Source organism: Kitasatospora cystarginea, from assembly GCF_039533515.1.
Classification (GTDB): Bacteria; Actinomycetota; Actinomycetes; order Streptomycetales; family Streptomycetaceae; genus Kitasatospora; species Kitasatospora cystarginea.
This window is the reverse complement of the sequence record NZ_BAAATR010000043.1, coordinates 37,917-50,403: the sequence shown is the minus strand read 5'-3', so window position 1 is coordinate 50,403 and position 12,487 is coordinate 37,917. Positions and strand designations below refer to the sequence as shown.

The 12,487-nt window shown below is 70.1% G+C and carries 8 protein-coding genes; 7 read left to right on the top strand and 1 reads right to left on the bottom strand.

The genetic code is table 11. The annotated features are described in order from the left end of the window. Positions 1-27 precede the first annotated feature (27 nt). The 4 genes from ABD369_RS33170 (at position 28) to ABD369_RS33155 (ending at position 6,977) form a co-directional block, all read left to right on the top strand. Positions 28-429: a PPOX class F420-dependent oxidoreductase gene (locus ABD369_RS33170; protein WP_344640324.1), complete on the top strand. Its 402-nt coding sequence runs from the start codon at positions 28-30 to the stop codon at positions 427-429. A gap of 129 nt (positions 430-558) precedes the next feature. Next, positions 559-4,110 carry a DNA polymerase III subunit alpha gene (dnaE, locus tag ABD369_RS33165; RefSeq protein ID WP_344640323.1) on the top strand — a complete coding sequence of 1,184 codons (3,552 nt, stop codon included), beginning with the start codon at positions 559-561 and terminating at the stop codon, positions 4,108-4,110. A 144-nt stretch (positions 4,111-4,254) separates the two neighbouring features. Further along, positions 4,255-5,898, top strand: coding sequence for a CocE/NonD family hydrolase (locus ABD369_RS33160; RefSeq protein WP_344640322.1), 1,644 nt, complete (start codon positions 4,255-4,257; stop codon positions 5,896-5,898). Positions 5,899-6,587: 689 nt separating this feature from the next. Continuing rightward, positions 6,588-6,977 (top strand): aggregation-promoting factor C-terminal-like domain-containing protein, encoded by a 390-nt coding sequence (locus ABD369_RS33155; RefSeq protein WP_344640321.1) that lies wholly within the window; start codon positions 6,588-6,590, stop codon positions 6,975-6,977. 146 nt (positions 6,978-7,123) lie between these two features. On the opposite strand, the gene ABD369_RS33150 is transcribed toward ABD369_RS33155, so the two are convergent. Next, positions 7,124-8,761 carry an ATP-binding cassette domain-containing protein gene (locus ABD369_RS33150; protein ID WP_344640320.1) on the bottom strand — a complete coding sequence of 546 codons (1,638 nt, stop codon included), beginning with the start codon at positions 8,759-8,761 and terminating at the stop codon, positions 7,124-7,126. A gap of 219 nt (positions 8,762-8,980) precedes the next feature. Here ABD369_RS33150 and ABD369_RS33145 point away from each other — a divergent pair, with 219 nt between their 5' ends. The 3 genes from ABD369_RS33145 to blsF are packed head-to-tail and all read left to right on the top strand — an operon-like array spanning position 8,981 to position 12,358. Continuing rightward, positions 8,981-10,228 carry a hydroxymethylcytosylglucuronate/cytosylglucuronate synthase gene (locus tag ABD369_RS33145; protein WP_344640319.1) on the top strand — a complete coding sequence of 416 codons (1,248 nt, stop codon included), beginning with the start codon at positions 8,981-8,983 and terminating at the stop codon, positions 10,226-10,228. 52 nt (positions 10,229-10,280) lie between these two features. Further along, positions 10,281-11,270, top strand: coding sequence for a cytosylglucuronate decarboxylase (gene blsE / locus ABD369_RS33140; RefSeq protein ID WP_344640318.1), 990 nt, complete (start codon positions 10,281-10,283; stop codon positions 11,268-11,270). Continuing rightward, on the top strand, positions 11,258-12,358 hold the full coding sequence (gene blsF, locus ABD369_RS33135) for a CGA synthase-related protein (protein ID WP_344640317.1): 1,101 nt from the start codon (positions 11,258-11,260) through the stop codon (positions 12,356-12,358). Before blsE ends, blsF begins: the two co-directional genes overlap by 13 nt. Positions 12,359-12,487 lie beyond the last annotated feature (129 nt).

The following is a 12,487-nucleotide window of genomic DNA, read 5'->3' as shown; positions in this document are numbered from 1 at the left end:
CACGGCCGGTCGGTCTAAACTCCGCGCATGAACGACACGCCCCAGGAGCGGCTCGAACGACTGGTCCGCCTCGCCGCCGGAAGCTATCTGCTGGTCACCACCTTCCGGAAGGACGGCACGGGCGTGCCCACCCCGGTCTGGGTGCTCCGGGACGGCGACGCGCTCGGCATCTGGACGGTGGCCGACTCCTGGAAGGTGCGCCGCATCCGCAACCGCGCCGACGTCCTGGTCGGCCCGTGCGACGTCCGCGGCAATCCGACCGGCGAGCAGGTCCCGGCCACGGCCGAGATCTGCACCCCCGAGCGCACCGCGGCCTACCGCACGCTGCTCCGCCAGAAGTACGGCCTGCTCGGCGTACTGACCCTGTTGGGGAGCCGGCTGCGCCGCGGCAACGACGGCACCGTCGGCATCCGCATCACTCTGGCATAGCGAGCGCGTCCGCGCGTGGAAACCTCGTCAAGGAAGCCCCTGGGCACGTGATCGGGCCGGACCGGCTCGCGAAGCCCGCTAGGGTTGAGCAGTTCTTGTCCGGCCCGATCCGCGAGGAGCCCAACCGCAGTGTCTGACACGTTCGCCCACCTGCACGTCCACACCGAGTACTCGATGCTGGACGGGGCGGCGAAGAACGGCAAGCTCTTCGCGGAGGCGGAGCGGCAGGGCATGCCGGCCATCGCGATGAGCGACCACGGCAACATGTTCGGCGCCTACGAGTTCTTCAACGCCGCCGCCAAGACCGGCGTGAAGCCGATCATCGGGATCGAGGCGTACGTCGCGCCGGGATCGCGCTTCGAGAAGAAGCAGACCTTCTGGTCCCCGGGCGGCCAACGCCCGGCCAGCTCGGACGGCGAGGGTGGCAAGGACGTCTCCGGCGGTGGCCGGTACACCCACATGACCATGTGGGCCGAGAACTCGACCGGCCTGCGGAACCTGTTCAAGCTCTCCTCGCTCGCGTCGATGGAGGGCTACTACATGAAGCCCCGGATGGACCGCGAGCTGATCGCCGCGAACTCAACCGGGATCATCGCCACCACCGGCTGCCCCTCGGGCGAGGTGCAGACCCGGCTGCGGCTCGGCCAGTACGACGAGGCGGTCAAGGCCGCCGCCGCCTACCAGGACATCTTCGGCAAGGAGAACTACTTCCTGGAGCTGATGGACCACGACCTGTCCATCGAGCGCGATGTCCGCGAGGATCTGCTGCGGCTGGCCAAGCACCTGAACATCCCGCTGCTGGCCACCAACGACTCCCACTACGTGACCGCCGACCAGGCGGACGCGCACGACAGCCTGCTCTGCGTCGGTGTGGGCAAGAACAAGGACGACCCGAACCGGTTCAAGTTCCAGGGCACCGGCTACTACGTCAAGACCGCCGCGGAGATGCGCGAGCTGTTCCGCGACCTGCCCGAGGCGTGCGACAACACCCTGGTGATCGCCGAGCGGGTCCAGTCGTACAAGGAGGTCTTCGACTACGTCGACCGGATGCCGCAGTTCGACGTCCCCGAGGGCGAGACCCAGGCCTCGTACCTGCGCAAGAAGATCGAGGCCGGCCTCGAGCACCGCTACGGCGACAGCCCGAGCCAGGAGGTGCTGGACCGGGTCGAGCTGGAGATGGGCGTCATCACCCCGATGGGGTTCGACGCCTACTTCCTCGTGGTCGCCGACATCTGCGAGTACGGCCGGAAGAACGGCATCCCGGTCGGCCCCGGCCGTGGTTCGGCGGCCGGCTCGATGGTCGCCTACCTGACCGGCATCACCCAGCTGGACCCGCTGGAGCACGACCTCCTCTTCGAGCGCTTCCTCAACCCCGAGCGCATCAACCCCCCGGACGTCGACATCGACTTCGACGACCGCCAGCGCGACCAGATGGTGCGCTACGTCACCGAGAAGTACGGCGCCGCCTACACCGCCCAGGTGAACACCTTCGGCACCATCAAGGCCAAGGCCGCCGTGAAGGACGCCAACCGCATCCTCGGCTACCCCTTCTCGATGGGCGACCGGATCACCAAGGCGATGCCGCCGGACGTGATGGGCAAGGGCGTCCCGCTCGCCGACCTCTTCAACGAGTCGCACCCGCGGTACAACGAGGGCACCGAGATCCGGGCCATGTACCAGAACGAGCCGGACGTCAAGAAGATCATCGACACCGGCATGGGCATCGAGGGCCTGATCCGCGGCACGGGTGTGCACGCGGCCGCGGTCATCCTCTCCTCGACCCCGCTGCTCGACCTGATCCCGCTGCACATGCGGGACAAGGACGGCGTGATCATCACCGGCTTCGACTACCCGTCGTGCGAAGCCATGGGCCTGATCAAGATGGACTTCCTGGGTCTGCGGAACCTGGGCATCATCGATCACTGCCTGCAGATCATCAAGGCCAACCGCGGCGTCGAGGTCGACATCGAGAAGATCCCGATCGACGACCCGACCACCTACCAGATGCTGGCCCGCGGCGACACCCTCGGCGTCTTCCAGCTCGACGGCGGTCCGATGCGCGCCCTGCTGCGGCTGATGAAGCCCACCGAGTTCGCCGACATCTCCGCCGTCTCGGCGCTGTACCGGCCCGGCCCGATGGGCATGAACTCGCACACCAACTACGCGCTGCGCAAGAACGGCCAGCAGGAGATCCTGCCCATCCACCCGGAGCTGGAGGAGCCGCTCAAGGAAGTCCTCGGCCCCACCTACGGCCTGATCGTCTATCAGGAGCAGGTGCAGCGAGCCGCCCAGGTACTGGCCGGCTACAGCCTCGGCCAGGCAGACCTGCTCCGCCGCGCGATGGGCAAGAAGAAGAAGGAGGTCCTGGAGAAGGAGTTCGTACCGTTCCACGCGGGCTGCAAGGAGCGCGGCTACTCGGACGAGGCGATCCAGGCGGTCTGGGACGTGCTGGTCCCGTTCGCCGGCTACGCGTTCAACAAATCGCACTCCGCCGCGTACGGCCTGGTCTCCTACCAGACCGCCTATCTCAAGGCCAACTACCCGGCCGAGTACATGGCCGCACTGCTCACCTCGGTCGCCGACGACAAGGACAAGATGGCCGTCTACCTGGCCGAGTGCCGGTCGATGGGCATCAAGATCCTCTCCCCGGACGTGAACGAGTCCGTGGTCGACTTCACCGCAGTCGGCAGCGACGTCCGCTTCGGCCTGAAGGCCGTCCGGAACGTCGGTGTGCCGGTGATCGAGTCGATGATCAAGACCCGCAAGGAGAAGGGCAAGTACACCTCCTTCCCCGACTTCCTGGACAAGGTCGAGCTGGTCGCCTGCAACAAGCGCACCGTGGACTCGCTGATCAAGGCCGGAGCGTTCGACTCGCTCAGCCACACCCGGCTGTCGCTGAGCACCGTGCACGAGAGCGCGATCGACGCCGTCACCGGAGTGAAGAAGCAGCAGGCGATCGGCCAGGACGACCTGTTCGGCGCGCTCGGCGGCGACGACACCCCGACCATCGGACTGGACTTCGAACTCACCGACCGGGAGTGGCCGCGAAAGCAACTGCTCAGCCTGGAACGGGAGATGCTCGGCCTCTACGTCTCCGGCCACCCGCTGGACGGGGCCGAGCACCTGCTCTCCCGCAACCGCGACGTCTCGATCGTCGAACTGCTCGGCTCGGGCCGAACCGAGGGTGAGGTCAAACTCTCCGGCCTGATCACCGCCGTGGACCGCCGGATCAACAAGGCGGGCAACGCCTGGGCCATCATCACGCTGGCCGACCGCGACGGCTCGGTCGAGGTGCTGTTCTTCCCGGCCACCTACAACCTGATGGCCGACCAGATGGTCGAGGACAACGTGGTCTCGGTCAAGGGCCGGCTCAACGAGCGCGACGGCGCGCTCAGCATCTTCGGCGCGGAGATGACCACCGTGGACGTCTCCTCCGCCGAACTCGGCCGCAAGCCACCGGTGCAGATCACCCTGCCGGCGGGGAAGATCAACCCGGAACTGGTGGCCGAACTCAAGCGCTCGCTGCAGGCCCACCCGGGCGACACCCCGGTCCGCCTGCTGACCACGAACTGGGACAAGAACACCCTGTACGAGCTCGGCTTCCAGGTGAACCCGGACAACGGCCTCGCCTCGGACATCAAGACCCTGCTCGGCACCCACTCCTGGGTCGGACTGGTGTGACGGGAAGGCCGTCGCGACCGAAGATTACTCGCCAGTAAGTTTGGCTGATCATCATCTCGTCAGGGCCGGTGATCAGCCCATACGCTCCGGATCAGCTGACCGACGGATGCCGCCGAGGCACCGTCAGATCCTGATGGAGCACCCATGACGCGATCCCACCACTCCGGCGGACACCGAGCGGCAAGTGCCGTGCTGGTCACGGCACTTGCCCTCGGCGGCGCGCTCAGCGCCGCTCCCGCATCGGCGGCCCCGCTCGCCGAACCGGTGGCCGCCGCCGACGGCGCCAAGCCGTTCCGGCTGGTGGACATCCCGATGAAGGACGGTGTGGTCCTCAAGGCCGACGTCTTCACTCCCGCCCCCGGCACGCCCGGCGCCGACCCGCAGGGCCGCTATCCGGTGGTCGTACAGCCGGCCAGCTGGGGACAGAACGACCTGGAGTACGTCGCCCAGGGCAAGCAGCTCGCCGCCGCGGGGTACGTCGCCGTCACCTACACCGTCCGCGGCTTCTGGCTCTCCGGCGGCAAGATCGACGTCGCGGGCCCGACCGACGTGGCCGACATCTCCTCGGTGATCGACTGGGCCCTCGCCCACACCCCGGCCGACCCGCAGCGCATCGGCATGGTGGGGCTCTCACTGGGCGGCGGCCTGACTCTGATGGGCGCCGCCTTCGATCCCAGGATCAAGGCCGTGGCCTCACTGAGCGGCTGGGGTGACCTGGCCGACTCGCTCTACAGCGGACAGACCCGGCACCTCGGCGCCGCCCACAAGCTCGCCGCGCTCCAGGCACTGACCGGCCGCAAGAGCCCGGAGTTCGCCCGGGCCATGGACGACCTGTTCGCCGACCGCGACATACCCGAGGTCGTGCAGTGGGCGAAGACCAGGTCCCCCGCCACCTACCTGGACCGGATCAACGCCAACGGCACGGCGGTCTTCCTGGCCAACGCCTGGAGCGACAGCTTCTTCAACCCCAGCCAGATCACCTCCTTCTACCAGCGGCTGACCGTGCCCAAGCGGCTCGAACTGCGCCCCGGCGACCACGCCACCCAGGAACTGAGCGGCCTGCTGGGGCTGTCCAACCCCACCTGGGCGAGCGCGCGCGGCTGGCTCGACCAGCACCTCAAGGGCGGCGGCGGCCAGGGACAGTCGGTGGAACTGGAGGTCCGGCCGACCGGCACCCACGAGAGCTACGAGAACTGGGAGGCGACCAGCACCCGGACCGACCGACTGCGGCTCGGCGCCCCGAACCGGCTCGGCACCGGAGAACTCGACGGACCGGTCGGCAGCGACTGGCACACGTCCGTCGTCGGCGGCACCGACTCGGGTGCCGACGGCGGCGTCCCCGGGCTGTCCGGCGGCCTCGACCAGGCCATCGGCCTGCCGCCGACCGTCGCCCTCCCCCTGCTGCCCCGCTCGGCCGGCGCCGTCTGGCAGTCCGAGCCCTACTCGGAGGTCCAGCGCATCCGGGGCGCCGCCCGGCTGCACACCACGGTCACCGCGTCCGCACCGGAGGGCACGGTGTTCGCCTACCTCTACGACGTGGACGCGCTCGGGATCGGGAAGCTGATCTCGCACGCCCCGCAGAGCTGGTCCGGCCAGCAACCCGGCCGGGCCTTCGCCCTCGACGTACAGCTCTTCGCCACCGCCTACGACCTGCCCGCCGGACACCGGCTGGCGCTGGTTCTTGACACCAAGGACCCGCTGTACGGCGGTCACACCCCGCTGGGGAGCAGCGTCTCCTTCGACTCCAGCGCCACCGATCCCACGGAGCTGGCGCTGCCGCTGCGCTGACCATCCCACCCCATTTGAGTGACCCAGGCCACATTTCGACTCGGAATGCGACCTGGGTCACCCGAGTTCCTGTGGCTTGAGTCACTTCACTGCCGTGACCCCGGCCACTCCAATGCCGCGGACCACAGACCCTTTATCTGAAGTCATCAGCCCTTCGCAACGCCGCTAAACCTCCCAAATCGGGCAAATAGTTCAGATGACCCTGTGATGGTGCGCACATCGCCGAAAGGGTCCACTACCTCCGATAGTGGTTCGCGCCCGGGGGGCCGCCAGCCACCCGAACGGCATGCCCACCTCCCCCGACCACCCCCATAGAGCCCCCTCCCCTGCGGCTGGCATCCGTGCAGGTCAGAAGCATGTTTAAGGCATTCGAGAAAAGGTTCGTGCGCGAGGTTTCGGCCCGGAGCAAGGGGGAAGGCGAGGGCAGGCCGAGGGCACCCTCGCGCCCCGTAACTACGATCGAGCCTCGTAGGTTTAGCGATTTTGACCCCTTGGAGCCCGCCTCGGGGCCCGCTAACAATGGCCTCAGTCGCAACGACACACCGGTGGTCCCCTCCACCCGTGTCAGACAAGTCGGCGCTTCTCCCGAATAGGGCGCGCACCGACATCACGCCTGACGCACGAGCCATTCATCCGGTCGCGCATCCTGCCTCGGCGTGAAGCCCTGCCCCCTACCTCAGGAGCCTTTCTTGTCTACTTTCACCACTCGTCTGCGCAAGTCCGCTGCTCTGTTCGCCGGTGCCGCCTGTGTCGCCACCGTCGGCGCCGTGGTCGCCCCCACAGCCGCCTCCGCCGCGACCCCGCAGCAGATCGCCGCCAGCATCGTCCCGGCCAACCAGCTGGCCTCCTTCAACAACATCATTTCGCACGAGAGCGGCTGGAGCGTCACCGCGACCAACCCCAGCAGCGGCTCGTACGGTCTGGGCCAGGCCCTGCCGGCCTCCAAGATGGCCTCCGAGGGCGCGGACTGGAAGACCAACCCGACCACCCAGATCAAGTGGGCCTACAAGTACATGTGCGAGCGCTACGGCAGCCCGAACGCCGCCTGGTCCTGGTGGGCCGCCCACCACTGGTACTAAGCCGACCCACAGGCTCCCAGCAGCTTCACCCGAAAGGGCCCGGCGCACCCGCGCCGGGCCCTTCGGGGTTTTCCGGGCGGTCGACGCACCCGCCACCCGCCACCCCCCGGCCACTCGGATCTTCACTGCGGCCACCCGCGTAGCGGTCACCGGGCGTAGCTGACCCGGCCCTCGTCCCAGACCGGCTCGTCGGCCTCCACCACCCGGCCGTCCGCCCGGAACACCAGGTAGCGACTGAACACCCTGGAGAACCACCGGTCATGGGTGACGGCCACCACTGTCCCGGTGAAGGTGCCCAGCGCCTGCTCCAGGGCCTCGGCCGAGATGAGGTCGAGGTTGTCGGTCGGCTCGTCCAGCAGCAGCAGGGTCGATCCGGCGAGCTCCAGCAGCAGGATCTGGAAGCGGGCCTGCTGACCGCCGGAGAGCGTCTCGAAGTTCTGCCGGCCGGCCCCGGCGAGTCCGTATCGGCTCAGGGCGGCCATCGCGTTCTCCAGGCCGAGCCCCTCCCGGTCGCCCTCGCCACGGCCGAGGATGTCGACCGGGGTACGGCCGTGCCACTCCGGGTGCCGATGGGTCTGGGCGAACAGGCCCGGCCGCACCCGCGCGCCGAGGCGGCACTCACCGGAGTGCTCCACGGTCGGCGCGGCCTCACCGCCGGACTCGTCCAGCAGGCGCAGGAAGTGGCTCTTGCCCGAGCCGTTGGAACCGAGCACGCACACCCGGTCGCCGAAGAAGACCTCGAGATCGAACGGGCGCATCAGACCGGTGAGTTCGAGGCTCCGGCAGGTGATCGCCCGCACACCGGTACGGCCGCCGCGCAGGGCGGGTGCGACTCGCTGCACCCGCGGGGGCGCGGCCGGCGGGCCGGCCTCCTCGAACTTCGCCAGCCGGGTCTGCGCGGCGTGGTAGCGGGAAGCCATCTCGTCGCTGATCGCGGACTGCTGGCGCAGCGTGCGCACGAGTTCCTTCAGCTGCTCGTGCTTCTCCGTCCAGCGCTGCCGCAGCTCCGCCGCCCGCTTCCACCGGGCCTCGCGCGCCTCGTGCCAGGTGCCGAACCCACCGCCGTGCGTCCAGGTCGTGCCGCCCTCCAGGGTGATCACCTGGGTCGCCGTCCGGCTCAGCACCTCGCGGTCGTGGGTGATCAGCAGCACCCCCTGCCTGGTGCGGGCCAGCTGCTCCTCCAGCCAGCGCTTCCCGGGGACGTCGAGGTAGTTGTCCGGCTCGTCCAGCAGCAGCAGCCCGGCCGGGCCGCGCAGCAGGGCCTCCAGGACCAGGCGCTTCTGCTCGCCCCCGGAGAGCGTGCCGACCTCGCGGTACTGCGCGAGCCGGAAGGGCAGGCCGAGCGCCGCGACCGTGACGGTGTCCCAGAGCACCTCCGCCGCGTAGCCGCCGGCCTCGGCCCAGTCGGACAGGGCCTGTGCGTAACGGAGTTGGACGGCCTCGTCGTCGGTCTCCATGAGTTCCAGCTCCAGCGCGTCCACGGCGGCCGCGGCCGCCTGCTGCGCCTGGGGTGCGACGGTGAGCAGCAGGTCCCGTACCGTGCGGTCGTCGCGGAGACTGCCGATGAACTGGGGCATCACCGCGACGGCCCCCTGTCTGCGCACCGCGCCCAGCTGGACGGGGAGTTCACCGGAGAGCATCCGCAGCAGCGTGGTCTTGCCCGCGCCGTTGTCGCCGATCAGGGCGACGATCTCCCCGGCCGGGACGCGGAACGACACGTCGCTGAACAACTCACGCCCGTCGGCGAGGGTGTGGCCGAGGCCGCTGGCTTCGAGGTAGCCCATGGCCCGGAAGCCTAGCGGCCGGGCCGCCCGCGCTCGACCCATTTTGACCACGTCCAAACTTTTCACACAAACCATCGATCAGATCGAATGTGGATATGTCAGTTCCGAATATTCACTCCCGGATCGGAAATCCGGATGAAACCCTTGCGCCGGTCGGCTTAATGCGCAAAGGTTGTGTCCGATCGAAGGCGGCCCGTCCAGGAAGCCGAGGTAGATCCGATGCACACTGATTCAGCTTCGCAAACCGTCGCCGTCGTCGGGGCGGAATTCGGCTGGGGAAGCTCGGGAAAACTCAGCGCGATCCTCTCCGCGCTGCACGGCGGCCCCGCACCACCGGGTCGTCCGGGGCCGCCGGATCACCCTGCACCGCCGTTGAGATTCATCGGCCTGGGCTCGGCCCTCGGCCGCCCGCTGCTCTCCGAGCACCCTGTCGACCGCTGGTACGACCTGTCGGCCGACGGCACTCCCGACACCCTCGCGGAGATCGTGCGCTCGGAGGGGGTGCGGGCCGCACTGGTGGTGCTGGACGGCTCCGCTGCGAAGGCGCTGCAGGCCGCCGGTGTGCCCACCGTGTTCGTGGACAGCCTGCCCTTCATGTGGTCGGCCGGCGACCGCACCGCGCTGCCACTGGACGCCACCGTCTACTGCGCCCAGAAGTGCGCCGAGCTGCCACCCGAGTGCTTGGACGTGCTGGCCTCCGTCCGCGCGCTGCACTGGGTCGACGCGGTCATCGGCACGCCGCCGGCGGCCGTGCTCGACCGTCCGCCGAGCGCTCCCCGGCAGTACCGCAGCGCCCTGGTCAGCCTGGGCGGCCTGCGGGCGCCGCGGCTCGCCGACTGGACCAACTACCCCCGCCTGGTCGTCCCCGCCGTGCTCGAGGCACTCGCCGCCCACGGGGTCCATGAGGTCCACGTGGCGGGCAACCTCCCGGCCGAGTTCGCCGGGCGCCTGGTCGACGCCGCGGTCGCACCGCCGCGGACGACCACGGGTAGCCTCACCCACGGCGATTTCCTCGACCGGCTCGCCCACTGTGACGTCCTGCTCACTTCCCCGGGCCTGACCACACTGCTGGAGGCGGGCAGCCTGGGCGTACCCACCGTCTGCCTGCCGCCGCAGAACCTCAGCCAGATCTTCAACGGCCGCTTCCACAGCCAGGCGGTCGGCGCCGAGGTCCGGGTGGTCTGGCCCAAGGACGTCCTCGTCGAGGAGGAGGCGCTGTCGCTGCGGTCGCACGGCGAGGACCGCGCCCTGGAGCTGATCTACGGCGGAATCGGCGCGGCTGCGCAGGCGGCCGACGGCCGGGGCACCACCAGGGCGCTGAGGGACGCCGTGCTCGGCGCGCTGCGCCACTCCACCGCCGAGGGCGTCGACTGGGGCGCGCTCACCACCACGGTCGGTACGGGCGGCGCGGCCCAGGTCGCCGACGCCCTGCTCGCCACCCTGCGAGGCACCTCCCCACCTTCCTGACGCCCGGCTCGTCCCGCCCCTTCCCATGAACGGCCCGGATATGTCCTCCACCGTGCGTGAGCGTCACCGCTATCTGTTCATCAGAATTCTGGAAGCCTGCAACGCCGACTGCTTCATGTGTGATTTCGCGCTCTCCCGCGACACATTCCGCTTCTCCCGCGAGGATTTCGCCGAATTGCTGCCGAAGGCCAGGGAGGCCGGGGTGGCCTATGTCCGGTTCACCGGCGGGGAACCGCTGATGCACCCGGATGTGGTGGAGCTCGTCCGCGCGGGCACGGCGGCGGGGATGAAGATGTCCCTGATCACCAATGGCTCGATGCTGCCGAAGATGGTGGAGCGTCTCGCCGAGGCCGGGCTCGCTCAGGTGATCGTCAGCCTGGACGGCGCCTCGGCCGCGACCCACGACACCTACCGACGCTCCCCCGGCATGTTCGACGCCGGGCTGCGCGGGCTGCGCGCCGCCGCCGCGCTCGGGATCCTGCCCCGGGTCAACACGGTGGTCGGCCCGCACAACTTCGCCGAAATGCCGCTGCTGCAGCGGGTGTTGACCACGGCCGGGGTGCGTCAGTGGGAGTTGTCCGCGCTCAAGCTGGACCGCCCCATCCACTACCCCGACCACGACCAGGTCCGCGCGGTGTGCGACCCGATCTACGACGCCGACCCGAGCGCCCTGCTGGTCCCGATGGGCAAGCGGTTCTACGGGGACACCGCCGAGGAGCAGGAGCGCTACTTCACCGCGTCCATCACCCCACGCGCCTCGCTCCCGCTGTGCCACGTCGCGGACGACGTCATTTACATCGACGGCAAGCACGGCCGGATGTACGCGTGCAGCTGCATCCCGCACCGGGAGAACGACGACGGCCCGGGTGGCGCCCCCATCCGCGAGGGCGGCGTGATCCTGCTGGACACACCGGCCTTCCGAGCGCACGCCGACTTCTACCGCCGGCGGGGGCCTGAGGTGTGCAGCGGCTGTTCAACCACGGCCGCCGGGTACAGCGACGATGTCGCCCGCCTCGGGGCGGTGACACCGTGGCAGTACTGACCGCCGGCCGCGGCGAGCCGGTCACACCGGGCCGCCGGGTCCTGCTGGCCGCCCGTGAGGAACAGCTGGACTCACTGCTCGCCCTGCGCCACGTCGCCGCTCACCTCGGCGGGCTCCGTCCGGTCCACCTGCCTCCCGGGGACGCACCGCTCGCACCGGCAGTGCCCGAGCATCCGCCAACCGATCCCGCGCTGCCCGATCCGCCGCTACCCGAGGTGGCACTGGTCTGCGACGACGAGGCGGCCACCGGCCGACTGCTGGAGCTGGGCATCCCGGTCGTGCACCTGAGTTCCGGCCATGCCGGGCCGGCGCCGGCCCGGCCGGCCGAGCGGGCACTCCACCGGCAGCACCGGCCCGGCTGGCTGCTCGGCCCCACAGGCGGGGCGCGGCCCACGGGAGCACTCGCGCCCACCCGGCTGACCAGGAACCGGCACCGCGCAGGAGCCCTGCTGCTGCTCTCCGCGTGGGACGTACCGAACGAGGAGCTCGAGGCCTTCGCCGCCGGGCCGCTGCGGGCCCTGGTCCACGAGGCGGTGCGCCGCACCGGACACTGCGAAGTGGTCTGCGACACCCGGCTCGCACCGGTTCACGCCGCCCTGGACGGCCTCACCGAAACCCTCCGGTGCCCCGACCCCGATCCTGGCTCCTGCTCCTACTCCACTCCCAGCCCCAGCCCCAGCCCCAGCCCCGACCACGGTCCCGGCGCCGCCCCCAGGTACGCCCGCGAGCCCGGACTCGCCGCCGTGCGGGTGCATCGCGCCGCCGAGGTGGACGTGGACGCGCTGCACGCCGCCGCCGAAGTCTTCCTGGCCGCGCCGACGTTGGGCGCACTCGTACTGGCCCAGGCCCGTCGTGCGCCGCTGGGGTTCGTACCACCGCTCGGAGCCGCCCAGCGGGACTTGGCCGCGCGGGTCACCGAGCTGGTCCCTGTGCCGCTGGCCACCGACCCCGGTGACCCGTCCCTTTGGGTGCCGCCCGAAGACGGCGCGGTGGCCCAGTGGAGCGCCCTCGACCCGTCCCTGGACGACCTGCGCGGTGCGCAGCGGGTCGCCCGCACCCTCCGTCAGCTCTCCCTCGCCCCGCTGTGAGCCGGCTCGCCCGGTGGCCCCACCCGTCCGGTGCTCCACCCACCCGCCGACCGGCGCGCCCTGTCGAGCCCGCCCCGTGAACCCGCCCGGTGAAGCCCGCCCCTCCTCCCGTTGCCCGCCCTCGCCCCG

Bases quoted from the DNA above. Each gene is read 5' to 3' on its own strand.
- ABD369_RS33145 (WP_344640319.1), top strand. From the start codon at position 8,981: ATGCACACTGATTCAGCTTCGCAAACCGTCGCCGTCGTCGGGGCGGAA.
- ABD369_RS33160 (WP_344640322.1), top strand. From the start codon at position 4,255: ATGACGCGATCCCACCACTCCGGCGGACACCGAGCGGCAAGTGCCGTG.
- ABD369_RS33170 (WP_344640324.1), top strand. From the start codon at position 28: ATGAACGACACGCCCCAGGAGCGGCTCGAACGACTGGTCCGCCTCGCC.
- ABD369_RS33150 (WP_344640320.1), bottom strand. From the start codon at position 8,761: ATGGGCTACCTCGAAGCCAGCGGCCTCGGCCACACCCTCGCCGACGGG.